Source organism: Kribbella pratensis (assembly GCF_004366075.1).
Lineage (GTDB): Bacteria > Actinomycetota > Actinomycetes > Propionibacteriales > Kribbellaceae > Kribbella > Kribbella pratensis.
The window spans coordinates 119,185-146,013 of sequence record NZ_SODU01000004.1 but is presented as its reverse complement, the minus strand read 5'-3'; the positions used below and the strand labels follow the sequence as shown (position 1 = coordinate 146,013).

The window sequence follows — 26,829 nt, the reverse complement described above, 5'->3', positions numbered from 1 at the left end:
GGCGCGTCAAATCTCGATGCACAAATCTCCGGGGGGGTCTACAACTCGATGTGGGAGCCGATGATGACCGTGCGGTCGCGGGGGAGACCGAAGTGTTCGGCGGCGTCGGCGGTGATGTGCGAGGTGGCGAGGAACAGTTGCTTGCGCCAGCCCGCCATCGTGGCGGCCTTGCCCCGGCGGAGCTCGATCTTGGACAGGAAGTACGACGCCTTGTCGAGATCGAGCGGACCTTCGGACTCGTCCGGCTCCAGCTGCGCGAGGGCGGCCGGTACGTCGGGGGCCTCCATGTACCCGAACTTGATCGTGACGTGCGTGATGCCGTCGTCGGCGTACCCGAGGTCGTTGACCGTGACCCGATCCTCCTCGGCGACCCGCGGTACCGGCTCGGTGTCGATCGCCACGATCACCACGTGCTCGTGCCGGACCTGGTTGTGCTCGACGTTCGCCCGCAGCGCGAGCGGAGCGCTGACGCCGCCGCGGTTCAGGAAGATCGCCGTCCCCGGGACCGTGCGGATCGGCATCGTGCCGGAGCGCATCTGGTCGATGAACTCCTGCAGTGAGCCCTCGGCGCGTTCCCGCTCGGCCGTCACGACCTCGCGGCCGCGCTGCCAGGTCGTCATCACGGTGAACGCGACGAGCGCGATCAGCAGCGGCAGCCACGCGCCGTGCACGAGCTTGGTCAGGTTCGCGGCGATGAACAGGAGGTCGACCGCGAGCAGCGGGACTGCGCCGAGCGCGATCAGCCACTTCGGCACGTTCCAGCGGTAGTGGGCGACGTAGAAGAACAGCAAGGTGGTGATGCTGATCGTGCCGGTCACCGTCATGCCGTACGCGTACGCCAGGGCGGCCGAGCTGCGGAACGCGAAGATCAGCGTGAGGACCGAGACGAACAACAGCCAGTTCACGAACGGGACGTAGATCTGGCCGACTGTCGTCGCCGAGGTGTGCGTCACGCGGAGTCGCGGCAGGTACCCGAGGCGGGCGGCCTGGGACGCGACCGAGTAGGCGCCGGTGATCACCGCCTGCGACGCGATGACGGTCGCCGCCGTCGCGAGCAGCACGAGCGGCAGCCGGCCCCAGTCCGGGACGAGCAGGAAGAACGGGCTGCTGATGTTCGCGTGGTCCTTCAGGATCAGCGCGCCCTGACCCATGTAGTTCAGGGTGCCGGCGGGCAGGACGAGGAAGAGCCAGCCGCGGCTGATCGCCTTGCGGCCGAAGTGTCCCATGTCGGCGTACAGCGCCTCGGCGCCGGTGACCGCGAGCACGATCGCCGCGAGCGCGAAGAACGCGATGTGGAAGTGCCCGGCCAGGAACCCGATCGCGTACGTCGGGGACAGCGCCTCGAGAATCGCCGGGTGCTCGACGATGCCGACGATGCCCGCCGCGCCGATCACCGTGAACCAGGCGATCATCACCGGCCCGAAGACCCGGCCGACCGTCTCCGTCCCGCGGCGCTGGACCAGGAACAGCACGATGATGATCACCGCGGTGATCGGTACGACGTACTCGCCCAGCGACGGTTCGACGACTTTGAGACCCTCGACCGCGGACAGCACCGAGATCGCCGGGGTGATCATGCCGTCGCCGAAGAACAGCGACGCCCCGAACAGACCGACCGCGGCGAGGACGGTCGCGGCGCGGCGGCGGCCCGGGTGCGTGGCACGCCAGCGGCGCAGCAGCGTGATGAGCGCCATCACGCCGCCCTCGCCGTCGTTGTCCGCGTGCATCGCCAGCAGGATGTAGGTGGCGGTGACGATGATCATCACCGACCAGAAGATCAGCGACACCACGCCGTACACGTTGTGGTCGCTCACCGGCACCGGGTGTGGATCCTCAGGGTTGAACACCGTCTGCAGGGTGTAGATCGGGCTGGTCCCGATATCCCCGAAGACGACACCGAGTGCGCCGACGACCACTGCGAGTTTGGCCGCGTTGTGGGCGTTGGGCGCGCGCGTTTCCGCAGCCTCCGCCGTTTCCGCCTGCTGATCCGTCACGTCCCCGGACGATACCCGCCCGGGGGAGCCAGGGTCCTGTCTGGTGATCCAGCGCTGCGCATGTCGAGCTGTCCGCCGCGGCTCCGACGTACCGGGTATGACAGCCGAGCGAGTACTGCGGACCTATCTCACGTTGACCGTGGTGTCGACGGGTGCGTCGTCGATGATCTGGGGCATCAACACGCTGTTCCTGCTCGACGCCGGATTGAGCATCGGGAAGACCTTCGCCGCGAACGCGTTCTTCACCGCCGGCATGGTGCTGTTCGAGGTGCCGACCGGTGTTGTCGCGGACACGGTCGGGCGGCGTGCGTCGTACCTCCTGGGCACGGCCACCCTGATCGGGACCACGCTGCTCTACCTGGCGCTGTGGCGGACCCACGCGCCGTTCGCGCTCTGGGCGGTGGTGTCGATGCTGCTCGGTCTCGGGTTCACGTTCTTCAGCGGCGCGACCGAGGCCTGGCTGGTCGACGGGCTGCACGCGACCGGGTACGACGGGTCGCTGGACGCGGCGTTCGCGAAGGGACAGATGGCGAACGGGATCGCGATGATGGGCGGCTCGATCGGCGGCGGCGTGCTGGCGCAGCTGACGAACCTGGGGATGCCGTACGTCGTTCGCGCGTTGTTGCTGATGGCCACGTTCGTGGTGGCGTGGCGGTCGATGCGGGACATCGGCTTCACCCCGGCGCCGCGGACGTCGGTGCGGGTCGAGATGGCCGGGATCGTCCGGGCGTCGCTCCGGCACGGGCTGCTCAACCGGCGGGTCCGCTGGGTGATGCTGGCCGGACCGTTCACGGCCGGGGTGAGCGTCTACGGCTTCTACGCCGCGCAGCCGTATCTGCTCCAGCTCTACGGGCACACCGGCTCGTACGCGATCGCCGGTCTGTCGGCCGGGATCGTCGCCGGTGCGCAGATCGCCGGCGGCGCGTCCGCGTCGTACGTCTCCCGTCTGATCCACGACCGGATCGGGATCCTGATCGGAGCGATCGTCGCCTCGGGCATCGTGATCGCGGTGATGGGAGTCGTGACGTCGTTCGGGGTCGCGCTGGTGCTGCTGATGGTGTGGGGCACGTTGTTCGCCGCGATGTCGCCGGTGCGGCAGGCGTACCTGAACAGCCACATCCCGTCGGCGCAGCGGGCGACGGTGCTGTCGTTCGACAGCCTGCTCGGCTCGGCCGGTGGGGTCGTGATCCAGCCGACACTCGGTCGCTCCGCGGACCTCTGGGGGTACGGACCGGCGTACCTGGTCTCAGCCGGGATCCAGGCGCTGGCGGTGCCGTTCCTCGGGCTGGCGCGGCGGAAACCTGTCGAAGGTGCGGTGGATGAACCTCTAGCCTTGCGGGCGTGACGGCTCGACTGATCATCATCAACGGTGGGTCCAGTTCCGGGAAGACCGGGATCGTGCGGTGTCTGCAGGCGGTGCTGCCGGAGCCCTGGCTCGGGTTCAGCGTCGACGACTTCGTGGACGCGCTGCCCGCCGTGATGGACGGCGGCATCGAGATCGGGCCGGACGGCGAGGTGTCGGTCGGGCCCGCTTTCCGGGAGCTGGACGCGGCCTGGACCGCCGGGATCGTGGCGATGTGCCGGGCCGGCGGCCGCGTGATCGTCGACGACGTGTTCCTCGGCGGCGCCGGCTCGCAGCAGCGCTGGCGGGACGCGATCGGCGACGTCGAGGTAATCTTCGTCGGCGTCCACTGCGCCCCGGAGATCGCCGCGGGCCGCGAGCTCGCGCGCGGCAACCGCACCCGCGGCATGGCCGAGCAGCAGGCGTACGTCGTCCACGAGGGCGTCACGTACGACGTCGAGGTGGACAGCTCGCACGCGGAGTCCGTCGAGTGCGCCCGCGCGATCGCCACCTACCTCGCTCCGTAGTGGATCCGTAGTCGTCACGGATGCCCGCTGCGGGCGGCGGGCGGGATCTTCGTCGTACCGGAAACACGACGACGAAGGAGAAGCTCATGAGTACGACGGTGACGACCCGCCGGACCGTCCGTCCGCGGACCGTGGCGCTGTGGGTGGTGCAGGCGATCCTGGCCCTGCTGTTCGTGATGGCGGCCGTGCCGAAACTGACCGGCGACCCGCTGATGGTCGACATGTTCGCCGAGATCGGTGCCGGGCAGTGGCTGCGGTACCTGGTCGGAACGCTCGAACTCGCCGGGGCCATCGGTCTGCTGATCCCGCGCCTCTGCCGGCCGGCCGCGCTCGGTCTCGTAGCACTGATGATCGCCGCCGGCGCCACCAACCTGTTCCTGTTCGGGGCGTCGCCGGCGATCCCGCTGGCATACCTGGCAGTCGCCGCGGCAGTGGTCTGGTTCCGCAGACCTGCGAGGTGACCGTGGACCACTGGGTACATTTGAGGATGTGCTGACGGCGAAGGGTGCGGCGACGCGGGAGCGGATCGTGGCGGCGGCTGCGGCCGAGATCCGCGAGCGTGGGATCAGCGCTGTGAAGCTGGACGACATCGGCCGGCGCAGCCGGACCGGCAAGAGTCAGCTCTTTCATTACTTCCCCGACGGCAAGGAACAGTTGCTGCTCGCGGTTGCCGAGCGCGAGGCCGAGCAGGTTCTCGAGGACCAGGAGCCGCACCTCGGGCAGCTGACCAGCTGGGACGCGTGGCGCGACTGGCGGGACGCCGTCGTCGAGAAGTACCGGCGGCAGGGCGTGAACTGTCCGCTCGGCGTACTGATCACCGAGATCGGCCGGCACACCCCGGCCGCGCAGGCGGTGACCGCCCAGTTGCTCGCGCAGTGGCAGCGCCGGCTCGAGGTCGGCATCGAGGAGATGAAGGCCGCGGGCGAGATCCGTGCCGCTGTGGATCCCGCCCGCGCCTCGGCCGCCCTGATCGCTGCGATCCAGGGCGGCGTCGCGATCCTGATGTCATCGGGAACGTCGACGCATCTGGAGTACGCGCTCGACCTGTGCCTGGACTACCTGCGGACTAACGCCAGTTGACGACCGGCGGCCGATAGCCGGCCGGCTTGTCGGCGACCTTCGCCCCCGGGTTGATGATCCAGTTCTGGTACTCCGGTGTGAACATCCGGTAGACCGACGACGGCGGTACGGCGCTCGCGTCGTCGAGGGTCGCGCGCAACTCGGCCGGCAACTCGAACCCGAGGGCCGCGATGCTGGACTCCAGTTGCTCCGGACGGCTCGCGCCGACGATCGCGGACGCGACACCAGGCTGCGTTGCGGCCCAGTTGACCGCTACCTGGGCCATCGTCACGCCAAGCTTCTCCGCCACGTCCCGCACGGTCGTCAACAGGTCCCACTCCTGGCCGCACCAGGTCCGCCCGGTCGCGCCGTCGCCGGTGAGACGGCCTTCGCCTGCGATCTGCTGGGTGTCGTCGCGCTGGTACTTCCCGGTCAGGAATCCACCGCCGAGCGGGCTCCACGCGGTGACGCCCAGTCCGAGTTGCTGCGCGACCGGTACGTGCTCGGTCTCGATCGTCCGCTCGATCAGCGAGTACGGCAGCTGCAGGCTGACCATCGGGGTCAGTGAATGCGCGTCGGCGAGAGTCTGCGCGCGAGCGGCGTACCAGGCGGGTACGTCGGACAGTCCGGCGTACCTGATCTTGCCGGCGCGGGCGAGGTCGTCGAGGGTTCGCAGTACCTCGTCGACCGGGGTGATGCGGTCCCAGGTGTGCAGTAGGAAGAGGTCGACGTAGTCGGTGCCGAGTCGGCGCAGGGACTCGTCCAGCGCGCGGATGAGGTGCTTGCGGCTGTTGCCGCCCGCGTTCGGGTCGCCGGTGTCGACGCTGTTGGTCGCCTTCGTGGTGAGCACCATCCGCTCCCGGACGCCCGCCTCGGAGATCAACCGGCCGAGGATCCGTTCGCTCTCACCCGCGGTGTAGAAGTCGGCCGTGTCGATGAAGTTGCCGCCGGCCTCGATATAGGCCCGGAAGATCGCCCGCGCCTCGTCCTCGGTCTTGCCGTACGGCGCGTGGAACCCGGCTTGCCCGAAGTTCATGGTGCCCAGTGCGAGCCGGCTGACACGCAGCCCCGACCGCCCGAGCAGGTAGTAGTCATCTAGTGCCATACCCACAGCGTTCCTCGGAAAAAATGGACCCGCAAGTACAAAGCTGCGGGCGGCGGTGGCGCGTGCAAGGATTTTGCGCGTGCGCTTGTCTGAGGAGCAGCGGAGTGAGTTGGAGCGGTTGGCGGAGTTCGTGCTGCCGGGGGAGGGATGGGCGGCGGCTGGTTTTGTCGAGCGTGTGCTGACGGAGGATCGGCCGGACTGGGTCGGGCGGGTCGAGCGTGCGCTGGCCGACGAGGCTGGCGCAGATCGGCCCTGGCTGGTGCGGCTGATTGCGCAGGGGTACTACGCGGAGCCGGCGACCTGGGAGACGGTCGGGTGGCGGAGCGTGGAGTTTGCGCCGGTGCAGACCGAGTTGCGGGTGACGCCTCGGGACGAGCTGGGGGAGCGGTACGACGTTGTGGTGGTCGGCTCGGGCGCCGGTGGGGGTGCGGCCGCTCAGGTGCTGGCGGAGTCAGGACGGTCGGTGCTGGTCGTCGAGCTGGGCAGCTACCCGTCGACGGAGTCGTTGGCGCGCGATCACCTGCGGAATCCGCGGTCCGTGGCGGGTCTGCCGGCGCTGACGGATCCCGACCCGGCGGGGCGGCCACGGGTGTCAGTGGTGGACGGTGTGCGAAGCGAGGTGCTGCCGCCGGACGGTGGGTGGGGGAACAACGCGTTCACGGTCGGCGGCGGCACGCGGGTGTACGGCGCGCAGGCATGGCGGTTCGTGCCGCAGGACTTCCGGATGGCCACGACGTACGGCGTACCGGAGGGAAGTGCGCTGGCCGATTGGCCGATTTCCTACGACGAGTTGGAGCCCTACTACTCGTTGGCGGAGCAACGGTTCGGGGTGAGTGGCGGTGGCGTGGACCCGTGGCACGGGCCGCGGTCCATCCCGCTGCCGATGCCGCCGTTGCCCAGGACCGGGCCGGCTGATCTGCTGGCGGGAGCCGCCGAGCGGCTCGGGTGGGGGACTCTCGACGTACCGCTGCTGATCAACTCGGTCGACTACCAAGGGCGCTCCGGATGCGTTCGGTGCGGTCTGTGCGTCGGGTTCGCCTGCCCGGTGGAAGCTAAGGCCGGAACGCACAACACCGCGCTGCCCGCAGCGCTCGCGACCGGGAACTGCACGCTGGTCACCGAGACGACGGCCGAGCGACTCGTCACCGACGCGACCGGCCGGGTCGTCGGCGTCGCGCTGGTCGCGAGCGACGGGTACGGCGGGATCTGGCGTCGGACCGTTTGGTGTGAAGAGGTGGTGGTCGCGGCGGGTGCTTCGGAAACACCACGGTTGCTCTTGAACAGCGCTCACGACGGCGAGCCGCACGGGATCGGCAACAACCAGGATCAGGTCGGCCGGCATCTGCAGGCGCATGTGTACGCCGGAGCGGTCGGGCTGTTCGAGGACGAGGTGGTCGATCTTGTCGGGCCCGGTGTCTCGATCGCGACCTGCGACTTCCGGCACGGGAACGACGGGATCGTCGGCGGTGGCATGCTCGCCAACGAGTTCGTGCCGACGCCTGCCGCGGTGTACGACTATCTGACCGGCGCCGGGCTGATCCCGCGGGCCGGTGCGGAGAGCGTGCAGGCGATGCGGCGTGAGATACGGCGGATGCTCCGGGTCGTCGGCCCGATCCAGGAGGTCACGTCGGCGGACTCCCGCGTCCGCGTCGATCCGTCCGTCGTCGACCGGTTCGGTAATCCGGTGGTGGTGACGAGTGGGTCGATCCATCCCGAGGACCTCCGCGCCCATCAGTTCATGAGTGCCAAGGCGAAGGCCTGGCTCGAGGAAGCGGGTGCGGTCCGGACGTCCGTCGGCGAGGTCGGCACGGCGGGGTCCGCCAGCACCGGGCAGCATCAGGCGGGGACCTGCAGGATGGGCGACGACCCGGCCCGATCGGTCACCGATCCCCACGGCCGGATCTGGGGCCACGACAACCTGTGGATCACCGACGCCTCCGTCCACGTCACCAACGGAGGCGTCAACCCAGTCCTCACAGTCCTGGCCGGCGCACTACGGATCGCAGAACAGATCACCCGCGGCTGAAACTGCCGTAACGACAGGACGTAGTCCTATACGTAGACGCCGTTGCCCGCGTGAGCCGGCCGAGAGCTGACCCCGATCGCCGGACACCTCCTGTCGTTAGCGCCCCAGATCAGCCGACGCGGGAGATGCCGACTCCGCTGCGGGCCTCGCGACCGTACTTCGTGATTTCGGCGGGAAGGTTGAGGCGGGAGATGCCGGTCTTGTTGCGGTCCTCGTCGGTGAGGAGATCGGCGGGGATGATCCAGACGATCTCGAACTCGAGGCCGTCGGGGTCCTTGCCGTACAGGGACTTCGTGGTCCCGTGGTCGGAGGCGCCGACCAGGGCGTCGTGCTCGCTGAGCTTGCCCGCCAGATCCTCGAGGTCGCCGAGGGTGTCGACCTCCCAGGCCAGGTGGTAGAGGCCGACCGTCGTCCGCCCGGCGCCCGACGGTCCGGCCTGCGACCCGATCTGGAACAGGCCCAGGTCGTGGTCGTTGCTCGACCCGGGCGCCCGGAGGAACGCCGCGCCGGGGATGGCGTCGCCGGTCTCGGTGTAGCCGAAGCCGAGGACGTCTCGGTAGAACGCGACGCTCGCCGCGACGTCGCGCACATACAGGACCGCGTGGTTCAACCGGAAGATCGCCATACCGATGATGTTAGTTGAAGACTCAACTTATTTCCAGTGGCTAGCGCCGGCGACGGGATTTCTTCGGCCGGGCCGGCTTGGACGGCTGGGCGGCGGGCTTCTTCTGCCGTTGGGGCGTGGCGGGCCCGCGGGTGCTGTTCGCGGTCCGGCCGCGGACGATGCCGATGAAGTGCTCGACCAGTTCGCTGGTCTCGTCCTCCGGCCAGCTGAGCGCGACCTGCGACTCCGGTACGCCGGTCAGCGGGCGGTAGGTCAGGTCCTTGCGGTGGTGCAGCCGGGCCAGCGACTGCGGGACCACCAGCAGCCCGGTGCCCATGGCAACCAGCTCGATCGCGTCGCCGGTGCGGGCCGGGCGCTCGTCGATCAGCCGGCCGGGTGGGCGGTCCCAGTCGAGTACGTCGTCCTGCGGGTGCAGCATCAGCTCGTCGGCGAGGTCGTCGACGGTGACCTCCTCGGCCGCGGTGATCAGGTGGTCCTTGGGCACCACGACGACCGTCTGCTCGACGTACAGCGGGATGGCGTGCAGTCCGGTGCGGTCGATCGGGAGGCGCAGGAGGACGGAGTCGGCGTCACCCCGGCGTACCAGATCGGGGGCTTCGGCGGCGGAGACCTGGACGAGTTCGAGCGGGACGCGGGGGAGTCGCTCCGTCCAGATCCGAACCCATTTGGCGGGTGTCACGCCGGGGACGTAGCCCAGCCGGAATCCGGTCACGGCTCTGAGGTTACCGGGCGTTACGCTGCTGCCATGACGGCGCGCAAGACACCCCAGACCATGAAGCCTGCCACGGCGGCGAAGAAGCTGGACGTGTACCTCCCGGCCACGCCTGCGGAGTTCCAGGAGGGTGTCGTGTCGCGGGACGAACTGAACGCGCTGCAGGCCGACCCGCCCGAGTGGTTGCGGGAGCTCCGGCGTACCGGGCCGCACCCGCGGTCGGTGGTGGCGGCCAGGCTCGGCGTCTCGATCAGTGGGCTGGCCCGGGCCGGGATCACCGAGGCGCTGACCACGGACGACATCGAGGCCATCCGGGACGAGAACCCGGACTGGCTGCAGCACGAACGTGCGACGCTGGCGGAGGTCCGGCGGCAAGAGGCGGAGCTGAAGAAGAAGCCGCGCCCGTAACTCCGGCCGCCGTCAGGTGATCCGGACGCGGAGACGGCGGAAGCCTCTGCCTTTGCTCTCCATCTTGACGACCTCCATGCGGCCGATCAGCGCGGTCGAAGCGACGTGCGTGCCGCCGTCGGCCTGGGTGTCGAGGCCGGCGATGTCGACGATCCGGACGATCTCGATATCGGGCGGCAGCAGGTTCGTCGCCGTCCGGATGATGTCCGGGATCGCGAACGCCTCCTCGCGCAGGAGAAAGCTGGTCGTGATCCTCCGGTCGGTGCGGATCTCCGCGTTGACCGCCTCCGCGACCCGGTCCTTGAAGTCGGGCGGTACGTCGGCCAGATCGAAGTCCATCCGCGCCGACAACGGTTCCATGTTCCCGCCCGTGACGAGGGCTCCGAAGTCGCGGAACACCACTCCGGTCAGCACATGCAGCCCGGAGTGCGTCCGCATCAGCTGAGTACGCCGCTCGTCGTCGAGCGCCCCGCGCACCGCGGTCCCGGCCGCCGGCACCGGGTCCTCCTCGTGCGGCACCAGGTACAGGTCGTCACCCTTGGTCGTCCCAATGATCCGCGTCCGTACGCCGCCCCACAGCAGCACACCCTGATCCGGCGGCTGCCCGCCGCCACCGGGGTAGAACGCGGATCGGTCGAGCACGATCCCGCGCTCCGGATCCACGCCGACGACCGTCGCGTCCCACTCGCGGACCGAGGCGTCGTCGAGGTCGAGCCGATGTGTATGCCCGTGCTGGTTGCTCATGATCAGCCCACTGTGTCACACGGCGCCACATGGCTGACCCCGCCCGACCCGACACTGTCAGGAGGGGGTGGAGACCATACAGATCATCGAGAACAGCATCGTGGGGACCAGGTCCGCCGTACTGCGGCTGACCAGGCGCGGCGGTGGCCCGGCCATCGTGATCTTCCCGATGCTGCACGTGGCGGAACCCCAGTTCTTCCGCGCGGTCGAGTCCCGCCTGCGCGAGTGCGACCTGCTCGTCGTCGAAGGAATCCAGGGTGAGTCGGCGGCGGCCGACGGGCTGACGGCGACGTACCGGGTGATGCCGGTGAACGAGGAGTCCGGGCTGGTCGAGGACGACATTCCGTACGGCGACCTCGGCGTACCGCTCGTCGCCCCGGACCTCTCGGGGGAGGAGTTCCAGGAGGGTTTTCAGAAGTTGTCGTGGAAGGTCCGGGCGCTGACCTGGGCCTCGGTTCCGGTGGTGTCGATCGGCCAGTTCTTCGCCGGGCGGCGCACGCTGCTGTCACCCGACATCGAGGTCAACGATCTCCCGACGGCGCAGGACGAGTTGCGCAGTGAGCAGTGGGACGACTTCCTCGACCTGTTGCTCGACCGCCGCGACGGCCGAGCCGTCGCAGCGGTCGCCGAGGTCGTCCGGGAGCGTGGCGACGAGGACATCGAGGTCGCGGTCGTGTACGGCGCCCGGCATGTTCCGGGGATCCTGCGCGGGCTGTACGGGCTCGGGTACCGGGTGGTCAGCGCTGACTGGTTGGTGGTGGTCAGCGCACAAGAGTCGTGAAGGCGTCGAGGGCCTTGCGGATGTTTTCGACCGAGTTGGCGTACGAGAAACGCAGGTGGTTCTCGCCGTAGATGCCGAACGACGTACCGGGCAGGCACGCGACTCCGGCCTCGTCGAGCAACCTGTCCGACAGGGTCGCCGCCGACACGCCGAGCTCGCTGATGTTCGGGAACGCGTAGAACGCTCCTCCCGGTTCCACACACGACACACCCGGTACGGCGTTGAGCCCGGAGACGATCACCTCGCGTCGTTCGCGGAACGCCTCGAGCATCCGGTCGACGTCGTCCCACGGCCCTTCGAGGGCTGCGATCGCGGCGTGCTGGCTGAACGCCGACGTACACGACACCGAGTTGATCATCAGCCGCGTCACCGGCTCCACCAGCGGCTCCGGGAACACGCCGAAGCCCAGTCGCCAGCCCGTCATCGCGAACGTCTTCGACCAGCCGTCGAGAAGGACGGTCCGGGAAGCCATTCCGTCGACGTCGAGCACGCTGTGGTGCTCACCGTCGTACCGCAGCGCCCAGTAGACCTCGTCGCTCAGGACGACGAGGTCGTGCTCGATCGCGATCTCGGCGATCGCCTGCAGCTGTTCGGGCGTCGACGCGCTGCCGCACGGGTTGTGCGGGGAGTTGAGGATCAGCAGCTTGGTCCGGTCCGTCACCAGCGACCGCAGTTCCTCGGGGTCGATGACGAAGCCGTTCTCCTCGCGCAGCGGCACCGGCACCGGCGTCGCGCCGGCGAAGGACGCGATCGAGGCGTACATCGGGAACCCGGGGTCCGGATAGAGGACCTCGTCGCCCTCCTCGCAGAGCGCCAGGATCGTGAAGAACATGATCGGCTTCGCGCCGGGCGTGATCAGCACCCGGTCGGGCGTCGTGCGCAGCCGGCCGGTGCGCTCCAGGAAGTCCGCGACCGCGGTCCGCAGCTCGGGGATACCGGGCGCCGGCACGTAGTGGGTGAACCCCTTGTCCAGGGCCTGCTGCGCGGCGGCGATCACGTGCGGCGGCGTGTCGAAGTCCGGTTCGCCGATCTCGAGGTGCACGATCTCGCGACCCCGTGCCTCCAGGGCCTTCGCTTTCGCGAGAACCTCGAACGCAGACTCGGTTCCCAGCCGATCCATCCGGCCAGCAAGTTTCACGATGTGTCCTTCCGCCGTGGCTTCTCACACCCTAGTGCGATGATCGCGTGGTGAACGAAGCGAGGCGGGTTGCAGTCACCGGAAGCAGCGGCAAGCTCGGCAGGGCGGTCGTCGATCACCTGGCGGACCACGGTTGGGACGTGGTCGCACTCGACCAGGCCGCACCGGCGCGCGCCGACGTGACGTCGACGCGGCTGGATCTGACCGATTTCGGCCAGACCTACGAGGCGATCGCCGGGATCGACGACCGGCACGACGGTGTCGACGCGGTCGTGCACCTCGCCGCGATCCCGGCGCCGGGCCTGCGGCCGAACGCGGCGACGTTCCAGAACAACATGACCGTGACGTACAACGTGTTCTCGGCGGCGCTGCGAGCCGGCGTCCGCAACATCGTGTGGGCGTCGAGCGAGACCGTGCTGGGCCTGCCGTTCGACGAGTTCCCGCCGTACGTTCCGGTGGACGAGGATTATCCGCCGCGGCCGAACAGCACGTATTCGCTGGTCAAGACGCTCGAGGAGGAGCTGGCCCGGCAGCTGTGCCGGTGGCATCCGGACCTGAAGCTGATCGGGCTGCGCTTCTCCAACGTGATGTACCCGGAGGACTACGCGCGGTTCCCAGCGTTCGACGCGGACGCCCAGGCCCGCAAGTGGAACCTCTGGGGCTACATCGACGCCCGCGACGGCGCACAGGCCGTCCGCAAGGCGCTCGAGTACGGCGTGACCGGGACGGACGTGTTCATCGTCGCGAACGCCGACACGGTGATGTCCCGGCCGAACGAGGAACTTCTCGCCGAAGTGTTCCCCGGCGTAGCAGTGAAGCGCCCGTTCGGCCCGAACGAGACGTTGCTGTCGATCGAGAAGGCGCGCCGCCTGCTCGGTTACGAACCCGAGTTCTCCTGGCGGGGTCCGAACGGGAACAGCGTGTCAGGGTCGTAGGTCGACCGTACGTCGGCCAGCCGCGCGAACGTGTCCGCCGGCCACGACTTCTCGTACGACCCCGGCAGTGCGAACCCGCCGGCGAAGTTCACCGTGGTCTCCTCGGACACCCACGGCTCGAGCCGCCCGAGGATCCCGTCGACCGTTGCCGGGAGCACCTTTTCGAACAGGCTCGGGTCCGGTACGCCGATCAGCGTCAGCGTGCACGCCCCACTCCGCCCGCCGACCGCGCTGCCCTCGGGGACGTCGCGTTCCGTCGCGCCGCCGAGGTGCCGGAGCTCGACCGCGACCAGCGGGAGCTGCTGCTCCGGGCCGGCCACGTCCAGGAACGTGGCGATGAACTCGGCGTCCAGCTCGGCGAGCATCAGCCCGCGGTCCCACGACGGCGTCGGGTCCTTCGGGTCGTTGTGGATCAGCGCGATGTCGGTCGCCGGCATCTCGCCGACGGCGTCGATCAGCGCCGGAGCGGCGTCGCGGATCGGCTGGAAGAGCCGCTTGCCGTCGGCCGCGTCACCGACGTACGCGAAACGCACGCTCAGCACCGTCTTGCCGCGCAGCGGTTCGGGGATGAACTCGAGCGGCGGCAGCCGCAGGATCACGACCGACGAGTTCGCGCTCTCCGGCAGCGCGTTCGTCCACTCGGCCCAGGTGGTCAGCGCGGACGCGATGTGCTCCGCGTCGAAGAACACCGAACCGCCGTACAGCGTGCGCAGCTCGACCAGCCCGAAGTCCATCGCGGTGACGATGCCGAAGCCGCCCTTGCCGCCGCGCAACGCCCAGAACAGGTCCGGGTGCTCGGTCTCGTTCGCGGTCACCACTTCACCGGCTGCCGTCACGACCCGGAACTCACGTGCCCAGTCGGACGAGAAGCCGTACGTCCGGGCGAGCGGACCGAGGCCGCCGCCGAGCGTGTACCCGATGCAGCCGACGGCGTCGGACGCGCCGGTGATCGGTGCCAGCCCGTACGGCGCGGCCGCTGCGATGACCTCGGCCCACTGGGTGCCCGCCGCGATGTGCGCGACCTGCTCCTCTGCGTCCACGGTCACGCCGGTCATCCGCCGGGTGGTCACCACGATCCCGCCCCGCATCGGGTTCGGGATGCCGTGGCCGGTCGCCAGCACGCGGACCGGCGTACCGGTCTCGGCCGCGGCGCGGACCACCGCGACGGCGTCGGCCTCGGACATCAGCCCGACCACGACGTCCGGCGTGTGGGTCACCGCCAGGTTGAACCCGGACAGCTCCTCGTCGTACCCCTTGTCACCCGGTGCCAGCACCGGTCCGGCGACCTCGCCCCGCAGCCGGTCGATCAACGCGTCGGTCACGTTCTTCATCCCCTCCCAGAAGCCCTGCCCTGGAGGTTTCCACACCCTGGGGTCAGGGCCACAGCCGGGTGTCGGCGGGGGTGGTAGCAGGGCTGGAAACACGCCTAGGAGGGGGGCCGACTCGACGGTAACGGCGATGGGCTGAAAACCTGTGCCAGCGACACCTGTCTCCTGCGATCCAGGGGAGAGGTCTGTCCGCGCAACTCAGGGTGAGACACGGAGGCGGTCGATGTTCAAGCGTATCGCAATAGTGAACCGGGGTGAAGCCGCGATGCGGCTGATCAACGCGGTCCGCGAAGTCAACGCCGAAGGCGGTGACCCGATCGAGACCGTGGCCTTGTTCACCGACGGCGAGCGGACGGCGACCTTCGTGCGGGCGGCGGACATCACGTACCCGCTCGGGCCGGCGTCGGCCCGGCCGTACCTGGACCTGAAGGTCCTGGAGCGCGCGCTCCGCGAGACCGGGGCGGACGCCGCCTGGGTCGGCTGGGGATTCGTCGCCGAGGACCCGGCGTTCGCGGAGCTGTGCGACCGGATCGGCGTGACCTTCATCGGCCCGTCGGCCGACGCGATGCGCAAGCTCGGCGACAAGATCGGCTCGAAGCTGATCGCCGAGGAGGTCGGCGTACCGGTCGCGCCGTGGAGCCGTGGAGCGGTCGAGTCGCTGGACGCGGCGCTCGCGGCGGCCGAGCGGATCGGGTACCCGTTGATGCTCAAGGCAACGGCCGGCGGCGGTGGCCGCGGCATCCGGGTGGTGCGCTCCGCCGACGAGCTCTCCGACGCGTACGCGCGGACCAGTGACGAGGCGGCCCGTGCGTTCGGCAGCGGTGTCGTGTTCCTCGAACGGCTCGTCACCGGTGCGCGGCACGTCGAGGTCCAGGTGATCGCGGACGGCGAAGGTACGGCGTGGGCGCTCGGCGTCCGGGACTGCTCGGTGCAGCGCCGCAACCAGAAGGTGATCGAGGAGTCCGCGTCGCCGCTGCTGTCCGCGTCCCAGGTCGACGACCTGAAGGCGTCGGCCGAGCGGCTGGCGATCGCGGTCGGGTACCGGGGCGCCGCGACGGTCGAGTTCCTGTACCACCCGGGGGAGAAGTCGTTCGCGTTCCTCGAGGTGAACACCCGGCTCCAGGTCGAGCACCCGATCACCGAGCTGACCACCGGGTTCGACCTGGTGAAGGCCCAGTTGCACGTCGCGTCCGGCGGCCGCCTGGAGGGCGTGCGGCCGATCGAGAGCGGCCACGCGGTCGAGGCCCGGCTGAACGCCGAGGACCCGGACCGCGACTTCGCGCCGTCGCCCGGGCGGATCGCCGTACTCGACCTTCCGGCCGGACCCGGCATCCGGGTCGACACCGGCGTGAGCGCGGGGGACAGCATCCCGGCGGACTTCGACTCGATGATCGCGAAGATCATCGGGTACGGGCGGACCCGCGAGGAGGCGCTCGCGCGGCTGCGGCGTGCGATGCAGGCGACGACCGTCCTGATCGAGGGCGGCGCCACCAACAAGAGCTTCATCCTCGAGCTGCTCGACCAGCCCGAGGTGATCGACGGCAGCGCCGACACCGGCTGGATCGACCGCGTCCGCGGTGAGGGCCGGCTGGTCTCGCACCGGCACTCCGGCATCGCCCTGGTCGCGGCCGCGATCGAGGGGTACGAGGACGCCGAGCAGGTCGAGCGCACCCGGTTGTACGAGACCGCGCACGGCGGTCGCCCGCAGGTCCAGCACGAGGTCGGTCGCGCGATCGATCTGAAGCTGCGCGGCGCGAGCTACCGGGTGACGGTGGCGCGGATCGGTCCGGAGCGGTTCCGGGTCGGCGTCGGCAACGGCAACGACCACCTCAAGGTGGTGGACGCCGAGCTGGAGCGGCTGGACGAGTACCGGAGCCGGCTGGTAGTCGGTGGGCAGCGGTTCCGCCTGGTGACCGCGACCCACGGCCCGGTGCACCTGGTCGAGGTCGACGGCGTCACGCACCGCGTGAGTCGCGACGAGGGCGGCGTACTGCGTTCGCCCGCGCCGGCGCTCGTGGTGGCGACGCCGGTGCAGACCGGGGCCGAGGTCGAGGCCGGCGCCCCGGTGCTGGTGCTCGAGAGCATGAAGATGGAGACGGTGCTGTACGCGCCGTTCAAGGCGACCGTGAAGGAGTTGCTGGTCTCGACCGGCAGCCAGGTGGAGACGGGCGCACCCCTGCTCCGGCTGGAGCCGCTCGCGGACGACGCGGCCGCAGTGGAGGCTGCTCCGGTGCAGAACGGCGTACAGCTCGATCTGCCGAACGGGACCGGGGAGAAGTCCGCGGCCGAGCGGCTGGAGCGCGGGCTGGACGATCTGCGCAGCATGCTGCTCGGGTTCGACATCGATCCGCAGGACGAGGGCGGCATGCTGGCCGACTACCTCGCCGCGCGGTCCGAGCTCGCGCATCAGCGCTCCGGGCCGCCGATCGGTCCGGAGATCGAGCTGCTGACGGTGTTCGCGGACTTCGCCGAGCTGAGCCGCAACCGGCCGGCCGGGACGGACACCACCCTCGAGAACCGGGTGCACAGCCCGCGCGAGTACTTCTACACGTACCTGCAGAGCCTGGATCCGGACCGCGGTGGCCTGCCGGCCGAGTTCCAGGCCCGATTGACCCGGGTGCTGAGCCACTACGGGGTGACAGGTCTGGAGCGGAGCCCTGAGCTGGAGGAGGCGGTCTTCCGGATCTTCCTGGCGCAGCAGCGCTCGAGTCCCGACGTACTGCTGGTGACGTCCGTGCTGCAGCGGTGGATCGCCGAGCCGCTGCCGGAGGCGCCGCTGGACGAGTGCGTGCACGAGCTGCTGGACCGGCTGGTGCTGGCCACGCAGCTGCGGTTCCCGGTCGTCGGTGACCTGGCCCGGAGTGTGCGGTTCCGGTGGTTCGACCAGCCGCAGGTCGACGCCGAGCGCGCGTCGATCATCGCGGGCGTGGGCGACGAGGTCGCCGACCTGGCGACGCTCCCGGACTCGCCGGAGCGGCAGCGGCGCATCGACGCGCTGGCCGCGATCCCGGAGCCGATCGTCCGGTTCCTCGCCGAGCGGCTGGAAGGCGGCTGGGGCGAGCGGGAGCCGATGCTCGAGGTGCTCGTCCGGCGGCACTACCGCGAGTACGAGCTGCACGACCTGCGCGAGTTCGCCGTCGACGGGCGGCCGTTCGCGACCGCCGACTACTCGATCGACGACCGCCCGAGCCACCTCGTCACGACGGTCGGGACGGTCGCCGAACTGGCGGACCGGGACAGCGGCCTGTCGCGCGCGCTGACCGACCGGATCGACGCCCGTACGGCGGGCCACGAGGCCGTCGTCGAGCTCTACCTGTACGGCCCGGACCTGCCCGACTCGCAGCAGGACGCCGCGGACCTGTACCGCCGGATGGTCGCCGACCTTCCGGTCGCCCAGCGGGTACGCCGGATCTCGGTCGCGGTCGCCCCGGGACAGGGCCGGCCGGTCTCCTACTTCACGTACCGCCCGGCCGGTGGGTCGATGACCGAGGACGACAACGTCCGCGGCGTGCACCCGATGGTCGGCCGTCGCCTGAACCTGTGGCGGCTGCGCGACTTCCGCATCACCCGCCTCGACGCGCCGGAGGACGTGCTCCTCTACTACTGCGTCGCCCGCGACAACGAGGCCGACCGGCGGCTCGTCGCGCTGGCACAGGTGCGGCAGTTCGTCGTCGTCCGGGACGAGGACGGGCAGGTCACGTCGCTGCCGCACGCGGAGCGCGCGATCTCGAACTGCCTGGAGGCGATCCGCCGGGCCCGGACCGCCCGCGGCGCGGCCGGCGCCAAGCTGGACATGAACCACGTCTGGGTGCAGATCTGGCCGGTGGTCGACGTCCAGGTCGACGAGGTGACCGCACTGCAGCGCAACATCGCCCCGATGACCGCGGGCGCCGGGATCGAGGAGGTCCTGGTGCAGGGCGACGTGGTCGCGCCGGACGGCTCGATCAACCCGGTCGCGGCCCGGTTCTACTACCAGCACGGCGCCGGCGTCGTGACGTCGATCGAGCAGCCGCCGACCGGGCGGTTGCTGCCGCTCGACGACTACGCGCAGAAGGTGCAGCGGTCCCGGCGGCGGAACACGATCTACCCGTACGAGGTCAGCGGCATGGTCGCCGGCCAGGGCGGTTCGTTCGTCGAGCACGACCTCGACGACGCCGGTCGCCTGGTCCCGGTGGAGCGAGCGAAGGGCCTGAACAAGGCCGGCATCATCGTCGGCATCGTCACCACGCCGACCACGCGGTACCCCGAGGGCGTCACCCGGGTCGCGATGAGCGGCGACCCGACCATGGCGCTCGGCGCGGTGGCCGAGGCGGAGTGCTCGCGGATCATCGCGGCACTCGACCTGGCCGAGCAGCTGCGGGTGCCGGTCGAGTGGTACTCGCTGTCCGCCGGCGCCCGGATCTCGATGGACTCCGGCACCGAGAACATGGACTGGGTCGCGAAGGCGCTGAAGCGGATCGTCGAGTTCACCCAGGCCGGCGGCGAGATCAACGTCGTGGTCGCGGGGATCAACGTCGGCGCGCAGCCGTACTGGAACGCCGAGGCGACGATGCTGATGCACACCAAGGGCATCCTGGTGATGACGCCGGACAGCGCGATGGTGCTGACCGGCAAGCAGACGCTGGACTTCTCCGGCAGTGTTTCGGCCGAGGACAACTTCGGCATCGGCGGTTACGACCGGGTGATGGGACCGAACGGGCAGGCGCAGTACTGGGCTCCGGACCTGAAGGGCGCCCGGGACGTGCTGATGACGCACTACGACCACACGTACGTCGCACCGGGGGAGCAGGGTCCGCGACGCGCGCAGACGTCCGACCCGGTGGATCGCGATGTCACGCCGTACCCGCACGACGTCGCCGGCAGCGACTTCAAGACGATCGGCGAGATCTTCTCGGCGACGACGAACCCGGACCGGAAGAAGGCGTTCGACATCCGCACGCTGATGCGGGCCGTCACCGACCAGGACCACCCGGTGCTGGAGCGCTGGGCCGGGATGGCCGACGCCGACACGGCGGTCGTGCAGGACGCGCGGCTCGGCGGGTTCCCGGTGTGTCTGGTCGGGATCGAGTCGCGGTCGGTGCCGCGGCGCGGCTTCCCGCCCACCGACGGGCCGGACACGTACACCGCCGGCACGCTGTTCCCGCGGTCGTCGAAGAAGGTCGCGCGGGCGATCAACTCGGCCAGCGGGAACCGGCCGCTGGTGGTGCTGGCGAACCTATCCGGGTTCGACGGGTCACCGGACTCGATGCGGAACCTGCAGCTCGAGTACGGCGCCGAGATCGGGCGCGCGATCGTGAACTTCCGCGGGCCGATCGTGTTCTGCGTGGTCTCGCGGTACCACGGCGGCGCGTTCGTGGTGTTCTCGAAGTCGCTGAACCCGTCGATGACGGTGCTCGCGGTGGAGGGGTCGTTCGCCTCGGTGCTCGGCGGCGCGCCGGCGGCCGCGGTGGTGTTCGCGGCCGAGGTGGACGCGCGGACCGCCGCGGATCCGCGGGTGGCGTCGCTGGCCGAGCGGGTCGGCGCGGCCGCCGGTGCGGAGCGGGCGGCCCTGGCCACGGAGCTCGCGGACGTGCGAACCGTCGTACGGGCAGAGAAACTGGGCGAGGTCGCGACCGAGTTCGACCGGGTGCACAGCATCGAGCGAGCCCGCGAGGTCGGGTCCGTGGACGCCGTGATCAGTGCCCGCGAACTGCGGCCGAAGTTGATCGAGGCAATCAATTCCGGGGTACCCGGGGCTTGATCGCTCGACTAGCCTGGAGGTATGCGTACCGGCAGGGGCGGTCGCAGTAAAGCTCGCTCGTTGATTTTGTTCATCGGCGTGAGCGTGCTGTCAGGTGCCCTGGCGGCGGGCCTCGCGATCCCGTTCGCGGGCTTCGCCGGCCGGGGATCCGAGCAGGTCGTGACGACCGTCGAGAGTCTGCCGCAGGAGTTCGAGAGCGAGCCGCTGGCCGTCCGCACCCGCATCCTGGCGGCGGACGGCACGCTGGTCGCGACCCTGTACGAGCAGAACCGGGTGCCGGTGCCGCTGAGTTCGATCAGCCCGATCATGCGCAAGGCGATCGTGGCGATCGAGGACTCCCGGTTCTACGAGCACGGCGCGCTCGACCTGAAGGGCACGCTGCGGGCGATGGTGCGCAACCAGAGCGGCGGCGAGGTGCAGCAGGGCGGGTCGAGCATCACTCAGCAGTACGTGAAGATGAGCCTGGTCGAAAAGGCGAAGACCGCGGCCGAGCGGGCGAAGGCGACCGAAGTCTCGTACAAACGCAAGCTGACCGAGTTGCGGTACGCGATCGGGGTCGAGAGCGAGCTGTCCAAGGACGAGATCCTCGAGCGGTACCTGAACCTGGCGAACTTCGGCGACGGCACGTACGGCGTCCAGACCGCGGCCCAGCACTACTTCCGGACCACGGCCGACAAGCTCACGCTCCCGCAGGCCGCGCTGCTGGCCGGACTGGTGAAGAACCCGTCGGGCTACGACCCGACCAACGACCTGGGCCGCGCCAAGGCTCGCCGCGACCTGGTGATCAAGCGGATGCTCGAACTCGGCGTGATCACGGTGGGGCAGGCGAACCACGCGCTCCGGACGCCGGTGATCGACCTGGCGAAGGTCGAGCCGGTGCCGAACGGGTGCGCCAACTCGCGGTACCCGTTCTACTGCGACTACGTGGTCTCCAAGCTGCTCGCGAACCCGGCGCTCGGCGCGACCGTCAAGGACCGCGACCACTACCTGAAGACAGGCGGGCTGCTGATCCGAACCTCGATCGACCCGAAGATCCAGGCCGCGGCGCAGGCATCGATCGACAAGCACAGCAAGCGCACCGACTCCGCGATCGCCGCGATCAGCGTCGTCGAGCCCGGCACCGGCCTGGTGAAGGCGATGGTGCAGAGCCGCCCGTACGGCAACGGGAAGTTCCACACGAACTACAACTACAACGTCGAGAAGTCGTACGCCGGCGGGTACGGCGGGTTCCAGAACGGCTCGACGATGAAGGCGTTCACGATCGCGGCAGCGCTGTCCAAGGGCATCCCGATGGACTACCGGATCAACTCGCCGGACCAGATCGACCTGAGCAACAAGAAGTTCCGGACCTGCAAGGGCTGGACGCGTGACCCGACGTACCGGCCGAAGAACTCGACGCGCAGCGGGAACCTGACGATGGTCGAGGCCGCGCGGTACTCCACGAACACGTACTTCCTGCAGCTGTCGGAGCGGACCGGGCTGTGCTCGATCGCGACGATCGCGGCCAAGCTCGGGATGTACAACGGCCAGACCGGCGAGCCGCTCGACCAGGTGATCTCGATGACGCTCGGGGTCGGGTACGTGACGCCGCTGATGCTCTCGAACGCCTACGCGACGTTCGCGGCGCGCGGGAAGTACTGCGAGACGCTGGTCGTGACGTCGGTCCGGGACAAGGCGGGGCATCCGATCCCCGGTCCCGGGATCAACTGCAAGCAGGTCCTCCCGCGGGCGGTCGCGGACGGCGTGAACCGGGTGCTGAGCGCGGTCATGATGCCGGGCGGGACCGGCGGACGGCTGCGCTTCGGCACCCGCGACATGGCCGGCAAGACCGGAACCATCCAGCAGAACCTGGCCGTCTGGTACGCCGGTTACACCCCGAACCTGGCCGCCGCCGCGGTGGTCGCGGACGCGAACCTGCCGTACACCAACCTGATGTACCGGCACACGCTGAACGGCAGGGACATCGCCGACCCGACCGGCTCCGGCACCGCCGGCCCGCTCTGGCAGACCGCGATGCAGGGCGCCCTCCGCGGTCTCCCGGTCGAACGGTTCGTCGCGCCGCCGAAGAGGCTGATCGGCGACCCGAACCCGAAGCCGGCCGAGCCCGGGAAGAAACCCAGACCCAAGCCGAAACCGCGCTAAAGGGGTCTGAGGTCCGATCCCGGGACCCAGGTGATCTGCCCGTCCTGGTCACGGAACCGCCCCAGCCAGACCCCCTTGTCGCGGATCCAGACGTCCAGCTCGCCGGTCGACCAGGTCGCCCGCTGCACCGGCTGCGCGGGATCGACGTGCCGTACGGCGTCCGCCGCGCGGGGACCGTGGGCGTCGTACTGCACGTCGAGATCGGCGGCGAGCTCCCGCGCCTGCGCCTCGTCGTCGATACCTGTTGCACGCCACCCGTTGACCGCACCGTCCCAGACGCCGAACCTGTTGGATCCGTCGTCGGACGGCCGAACCGTGAACCGACCAAGCATGTTTTCAGATTACCGCTTCATCGAACACATGTTCTAGTCTTGATCCGAGCGGGAGGTGTGTGCGATGGGCGACAGTGCCGTCAGTTGCGGTACCGGAAGATGATCCGGCCCCGGGTCAGGTCGTAGGGGCTGAGCTCCACGAGGACGCGGTCCTCGGGGAGGATCTTGATGTAGTTCTTCCGGATCTTTCCGCTGATATGGGCGAGGACCTTGTGCCCGTTGGCGAGCTCGACCCGGAAGTTGGCGTTCCGGAGGCACTCGACGACGGTGCCCTCGACCTCGATGCCGCCTGCTGTTCTGGGCATCGTCAGGCCGCCTGTCCCGGCCGGCGGACCAGTTCCAGGCTACAGCCCGTACGGCGCGCGCCCAGCCCCTCGAACAGCGCCAGCGCCGCCGTGTTGGTTTCGTCGACCTCCGCGGTGGCGGCTTCGAATCCCCAGCTGTGCAGACCGTCCAGCACGTGATCGAGTAATGCCCGGGCGATACCGCGCCGTTGCTCGGCCGCCCGTACGGCGACGAGCCCGATGCGCGGGCGCCGGGTCATCGTGGCTACCCGGACCAGTCCGACGTACCGACCGTCCCGCACCGCGACCGTGTAGTTCGACGGGTCGATCGGCCTCGTCCCGCCTTGCCAGGGCAGCACCTCTGCGGGCATCGTCTGCCAGCCGGCTCCTGCCTCGACCTCGTCGCGAATCGCCTGGTCCAACTCACGCAGCGGAGCCTCGTCGGCGGTCGTGATGACCACCCCCGATGGCACGGTCGCTCGGGAAGGGCCGGTGGGTACGACGAACTCCGCTTCGCGGCGTGATGTCGTGAATCCCGCGAGTACCCAATTGGTCAGGAGGTCGTGGTCCGTCTCGTCGACCACGGTGTACTGCGGTTGGTCAGCCACCATGGCGGCGGCGAGCCGGTTGAAGACGGTGTCGCGCCAGGTGTCGATGCTGAGGAAGGTCCGGCCGTCGAGGCGCCGCGTCGCGTGACCGCGGCCGACGACCAGGTCGTTCTCGATCGCGTGCCATTGGTTGCCGGCGACGCGAGAGATCGTGAAAGGCGAAGTGTGCATAGGTGTTTCCTTTCGGGAGTGCTTCTCGAGGCGCTCCCGGCGACACCTACGTCAATCGCCCGCCCGTGACCACGGGAAGGGGAGCACCCACTGCGCTGCAGCGTTCATCGGGGCATCACCTCCACGTGCGAATGTCACGGACCACGGCACGGTACCAACCCGCTCACCACACCGGCCAGCCATTTACTTCAGACTGGTTGCCGGGCCGATTCGAAGAAGGAGATCAGTTCGTCAGCGAGAGGGCCCGGGGCGACCAGTGGGGCGAAGTGGCCGACGTCCGGTAGTTCACGGATGTGTACGTCGGTGACGTACTGGGCGATGTACCGTGCCGCGTCGGTGAACCAACTGTCGAGCAGGGTCTGCCGGCCCCGGAGGAGCAGGACCGGTACGCCGATCGTCCTGAGCGCCGCGGGGTCGGTGGATCGGGGTCCCCCGTAGGCCGCGTCGGCCTGGATGAACCGGAACATCGCCGGGGTGCAGCCTGCCCATCGCACGAAGAAGTTCCTCTCCTGCAAGGCGGCGACCTCCTCGTCGGTGCAGATCCACGGGGCGAACGCGCGCATCGCGTCCACGAACCGCCCTTGCGCGGTCGCCGTACCCATTGTCGCCAGGGCGGCGAACGTCCGGGCGCGGTCTTCGTCTCGCATCACCGACATCACGGCGGGCTCGTGGGCGGCGACGGCCGCCACGGATCCGCTGCGTGCGGCCGCGCCGAGCACCCATGCTCCGCTGCCCGACCAACCCACCAGGCAGACCGGCTCTCCGATGCTCTCCACGAACGCGGCGACGTCCTCCTCCAGGCGCACGGGCGAGTGGTTCGGGTTGTCACCCGACAGCCCGCGGCCGCGGGTGCTGGGCAGGTAGCAGGTGAACCGGTCGGTGAGGTGGGGGAGGAGCGCCTCCCAGGCGAGGTCGCCGTCACCGATCCCGCCGTGGACCAGCACCAGCGCCGGCCCTCGGCCCAGCACTCGTCCGGCGATGTCGGTGCCGTCCGCGGAGACGGCTCGGTGGATCCGCTCGTCAGTCATGATGATCCCCTCCTGAACAGGTGCGTGTACCGAGACGGTAGGGCGCGCGCGGCCGCCCCGGCATCGGTGCGATTGACCAACTGCCGGCGGGCGGTCTACGCGGTTGTGCGTAGCCGCGTCACCGACCGGCTGTCAGCCCGTGGTCGATGGCGTAGCGCGCGGCCTGCGTCCGCGAGGCGACACCGATCTTGTGGAAGGCGTTGGTCAGGTGCCGTGCGACCGTGCGGTCGCTGATGTGCAGCGCTTGGCCGATCTCCCGGTTGGAGCGGCCGTCGGCCACGAGTGACAGCACGTCGCACTCGCGTCCGGTCAACCCGTCGGGCGAGCCTGGTGGCTGCCGGTAGGCTCCCAGTCGTTCGAACGTCGTCTCGGCCCGCGCAACCTCAGCAGCGGCGGACGTCTCGTCGCCGAGCGCCCGATACGCGACAGCGAGCCGGACACAGATCGCGGCCGCGTCGTACGCCGCGCCGAGTTCGTGCCAGCGCCGGCACGCGTCGCGAAGTACGGGAAGTGCCTCCTCAGCGCGATCCTGGGCCAGCAGCACCGTGCCGTGTGCCGTTGCTGCCATCGCCTCGAGCCCCGACGTGGCGTACCTCGATGCCGTCGCTGCCAGCTCCGAGGCTGCGTCCGACGCATCGTCCAGCCGGCCCGCGGCGATCGCGATCTCGACCGCGGCAGACCAGAGCGGGGCCCGGCGCAACGGGTCGGGGCCGGCTGCGGCCACGGCCGAGCGAACCGCCGTCGCGGCGGCCACAGGCTGGTTCTTCCGGAGTTGCAACAGCGCACGTCCCGGCTGCGGGTCCCGCCCGCGGGCATGTGCCTCGTCGTACGCATCGGCGGCGCTCGGGTCGCCACGCAGCCGGCGTACCTCGGCTACCACGTACCAGGCCTCCGCGGCGTAGTCGATCCGGTTGACGTCCAGGTCCACCGCGACCCGCAGCGCGGTTCGCTCGGCCTCGTCCCACTCGCCGCGGAGCAACTGAAGCTGGGCCCGGTGCACCGCGCACAAGCCTCCGAACGCGACGGCGGCGGGGAAGCCGGCCAGCCACTGCTCGGTCAGGCCGATCCAGTGGCTCATCCGGCGGATGTCGGCGACCTCGTGACAGGTCGCGATGGTGTGGCAGTAGAGGGTGCCCGATGCGAACGGGTCGAGCCGGCCGTCCAGGACGGTGACCATCGCCTCGTCGAGCAACTTCAGCCCGTCGGCCACCTGGCCGGACCTGATCAGGGCGCGGCCTTCGCCGTTCAGGCCCAGAGCCACCAGGTCGGGCTGGCCGAGCCAGCGGCCGAGATCCTGTGTCCGGCGGGCCGCCTCCGCCGCCGCCCCGGGCCGGCCGGCCTGCAGGTTCGCCTCCACCTCCGTCAGGTGCAGCAGGTATCCGTGCACCTTGCATTCGGGTACTCCCTGCAGCAGACGTCCGGCGCGGCCGATCCAGCCCATGCCCTGTGGCTCGTCGCCGCGTCCCAGGTGGAAGATGCCCAGCACCATGGCGGTCCATGCGGCCTCGACCGGCCGGGAGCCGGCCAGGAAGGCGTCGCACGCAGCGGCGTTCAACCGCAGGGTGTCCTCGATCCGGCCGAGCCACCACGCGGCGTCGGCGTACGCGGCGAGATCGTCCGCGGTGAGCCGCTCGGTCGCGACCACGTCGAAGAGCGCCGCGGCGGTGGCCCAGTCCGTTGCCGTACAGGCCTGCCGCGCCAGGGTGAGGTTGTCCGTGTGCTCGTCCACCCGCCGCGTCCCCTCGACTTACCAGCAGGCTACCTCCCGGGGTTCTGGGCACCGGTCGAACTTATGTTCTA

22 protein-coding genes are annotated in these 26,829 nt (G+C 69.8%); 10 read left to right on the top strand and 12 right to left on the bottom strand.

Going from position 1 to position 26,829, the window contains the following annotated elements:
- Positions 1 to 38: 38 nt before the first annotated feature.
- Complete coding sequence (locus EV137_RS33165; protein ID WP_134132098.1) at positions 39 to 1,994, bottom strand: potassium transporter Kup; 1,956 nt, start codon at positions 1,992 to 1,994, stop codon at positions 39 to 41.
- A 97-nt stretch (positions 1,995 to 2,091) separates the two neighbouring features.
- Here EV137_RS33165 and EV137_RS33160 point away from each other — a divergent pair, with 97 nt between their 5' ends.
- From EV137_RS33160 to EV137_RS33145, 4 genes are all read left to right on the top strand, one after another.
- Positions 2,092 to 3,339, top strand: a complete 1,248-nt coding sequence (locus EV137_RS33160) for an MFS transporter (RefSeq protein WP_134005412.1) — start codon at positions 2,092 to 2,094, stop codon at positions 3,337 to 3,339.
- A complete protein-coding gene (gene cpt / locus EV137_RS33155) occupies positions 3,336 to 3,863 on the top strand; it encodes a chloramphenicol phosphotransferase CPT (RefSeq protein WP_134132097.1) in 528 nt (175 codons plus the stop codon). Before EV137_RS33160 ends, cpt begins: the two co-directional genes overlap by 4 nt.
- A gap of 86 nt (positions 3,864 to 3,949) precedes the next feature.
- Complete coding sequence (locus EV137_RS33150; RefSeq protein ID WP_134132096.1) at positions 3,950 to 4,324, top strand: DoxX family protein; 375 nt, start codon at positions 3,950 to 3,952, stop codon at positions 4,322 to 4,324.
- Between the two features lie 28 nt (positions 4,325 to 4,352).
- On the top strand, positions 4,353 to 4,943 hold the full coding sequence (locus tag EV137_RS33145; RefSeq protein ID WP_134005406.1) for a TetR/AcrR family transcriptional regulator: 591 nt from the start codon (positions 4,353 to 4,355) through the stop codon (positions 4,941 to 4,943).
- On the opposite strand, the gene EV137_RS33140 is transcribed toward EV137_RS33145, so the two are convergent.
- On the bottom strand, positions 4,930 to 6,027 hold the full coding sequence (locus tag EV137_RS33140) for an aldo/keto reductase (RefSeq protein WP_134132095.1): 1,098 nt from the start codon (positions 6,025 to 6,027) through the stop codon (positions 4,930 to 4,932). The genes EV137_RS33145 and EV137_RS33140 overlap by 14 nt on opposite strands.
- A 79-nt stretch (positions 6,028 to 6,106) precedes the next feature.
- Between EV137_RS33140 and EV137_RS33135 the strand changes: the two genes are divergently transcribed.
- A complete protein-coding gene (locus tag EV137_RS33135; RefSeq protein WP_202871256.1) occupies positions 6,107 to 8,053 on the top strand; it encodes a GMC family oxidoreductase in 1,947 nt (648 codons plus the stop codon).
- A gap of 109 nt (positions 8,054 to 8,162) precedes the next feature.
- On the opposite strand, the gene EV137_RS33130 is transcribed toward EV137_RS33135, so the two are convergent.
- Both EV137_RS33130 and EV137_RS33125 read right to left on the bottom strand, forming a co-directional pair.
- Entirely contained in the window at positions 8,163 to 8,678 is a 516-nt protein-coding gene (locus EV137_RS33130; protein ID WP_133787034.1) for a VOC family protein, read from the bottom strand.
- A 40-nt stretch (positions 8,679 to 8,718) separates the two neighbouring features.
- Positions 8,719 to 9,390 carry a LysR family substrate-binding domain-containing protein gene (locus tag EV137_RS33125; protein ID WP_134132093.1) on the bottom strand — a complete coding sequence of 224 codons (672 nt, stop codon included), beginning with the start codon at positions 9,388 to 9,390 and terminating at the stop codon, positions 8,719 to 8,721.
- Positions 9,391 to 9,423: 33 nt separating this feature from the next.
- Between EV137_RS33125 and EV137_RS33120 the strand changes: the two genes are divergently transcribed.
- Positions 9,424 to 9,798 (top strand): DUF5997 family protein, encoded by a 375-nt coding sequence (locus tag EV137_RS33120; RefSeq protein ID WP_134005396.1) that lies wholly within the window; start codon positions 9,424 to 9,426, stop codon positions 9,796 to 9,798.
- Between the two features lie 12 nt (positions 9,799 to 9,810).
- Here the strand turns inward: EV137_RS33120 and EV137_RS33115 are convergent, their stop codons facing one another.
- Positions 9,811 to 10,542, bottom strand: a complete 732-nt coding sequence (locus EV137_RS33115; RefSeq protein ID WP_134132092.1) for an alanyl-tRNA editing protein — start codon at positions 10,540 to 10,542, stop codon at positions 9,811 to 9,813.
- A gap of 67 nt (positions 10,543 to 10,609) precedes the next feature.
- On the opposite strand from EV137_RS33115, the gene EV137_RS33110 reads away from it, so the two are divergent.
- Positions 10,610 to 11,323, top strand: coding sequence for a hypothetical protein (locus EV137_RS33110; protein WP_202871255.1), 714 nt, complete (start codon positions 10,610 to 10,612; stop codon positions 11,321 to 11,323).
- On the opposite strand, the gene EV137_RS33105 is transcribed toward EV137_RS33110, so the two are convergent.
- The gene (locus tag EV137_RS33105; protein ID WP_134005390.1) at positions 11,304 to 12,461 is read right to left on the bottom strand and encodes a pyridoxal phosphate-dependent aminotransferase; all 1,158 of its coding nucleotides are present in this window, start codon (positions 12,459 to 12,461) and stop codon (positions 11,304 to 11,306) included. The two genes, EV137_RS33110 and EV137_RS33105, sit on opposite strands and share 20 nt — an antisense overlap.
- A 50-nt stretch (positions 12,462 to 12,511) precedes the next feature.
- On the opposite strand from EV137_RS33105, the gene EV137_RS33100 reads away from it, so the two are divergent.
- On the top strand, positions 12,512 to 13,396 hold the full coding sequence (locus EV137_RS33100; RefSeq protein ID WP_134132091.1) for an NAD-dependent epimerase/dehydratase family protein: 885 nt from the start codon (positions 12,512 to 12,514) through the stop codon (positions 13,394 to 13,396).
- On the opposite strand, the gene EV137_RS33095 is transcribed toward EV137_RS33100, so the two are convergent.
- A complete protein-coding gene (locus EV137_RS33095; protein WP_134132090.1) occupies positions 13,339 to 14,727 on the bottom strand; it encodes an FAD-binding oxidoreductase in 1,389 nt (462 codons plus the stop codon). The genes EV137_RS33100 and EV137_RS33095 overlap by 58 nt on opposite strands.
- A gap of 220 nt (positions 14,728 to 14,947) precedes the next feature.
- On the opposite strand from EV137_RS33095, the gene EV137_RS33090 reads away from it, so the two are divergent.
- A complete protein-coding gene (locus tag EV137_RS33090) occupies positions 14,948 to 20,464 on the top strand; it encodes an ATP-binding protein (RefSeq protein ID WP_134132089.1) in 5,517 nt (1,838 codons plus the stop codon).
- A gap of 21 nt (positions 20,465 to 20,485) precedes the next feature.
- A complete protein-coding gene (locus tag EV137_RS33085; protein WP_134132088.1) occupies positions 20,486 to 22,606 on the top strand; it encodes a transglycosylase domain-containing protein in 2,121 nt (706 codons plus the stop codon).
- On the opposite strand, the gene EV137_RS33080 is transcribed toward EV137_RS33085, so the two are convergent.
- From EV137_RS33080 to EV137_RS33060, 5 genes are all read right to left on the bottom strand, one after another.
- The gene (locus EV137_RS33080; RefSeq protein WP_134132087.1) at positions 22,603 to 22,938 is read right to left on the bottom strand and encodes a hypothetical protein; all 336 of its coding nucleotides are present in this window, start codon (positions 22,936 to 22,938) and stop codon (positions 22,603 to 22,605) included. The two genes, EV137_RS33085 and EV137_RS33080, sit on opposite strands and share 4 nt — an antisense overlap.
- Before the next feature lie 80 nt (positions 22,939 to 23,018).
- Positions 23,019 to 23,243 (bottom strand): translation initiation factor IF-1, encoded by a 225-nt coding sequence (gene infA / locus EV137_RS33075; protein WP_133787024.1) that lies wholly within the window; start codon positions 23,241 to 23,243, stop codon positions 23,019 to 23,021.
- A gap of 2 nt (positions 23,244 to 23,245) precedes the next feature.
- Positions 23,246 to 24,001, bottom strand: a complete 756-nt coding sequence (locus tag EV137_RS33070; RefSeq protein WP_134132086.1) for a GNAT family N-acetyltransferase — start codon at positions 23,999 to 24,001, stop codon at positions 23,246 to 23,248.
- 188 nt (positions 24,002 to 24,189) lie between these two features.
- Complete coding sequence (locus EV137_RS33065; protein WP_134132085.1) at positions 24,190 to 25,029, bottom strand: alpha/beta fold hydrolase; 840 nt, start codon at positions 25,027 to 25,029, stop codon at positions 24,190 to 24,192.
- Between the two features lie 118 nt (positions 25,030 to 25,147).
- Complete coding sequence (locus EV137_RS33060; protein ID WP_134132084.1) at positions 25,148 to 26,758, bottom strand: helix-turn-helix transcriptional regulator; 1,611 nt, start codon at positions 26,756 to 26,758, stop codon at positions 25,148 to 25,150.
- Positions 26,759 to 26,829 lie beyond the last annotated feature (71 nt).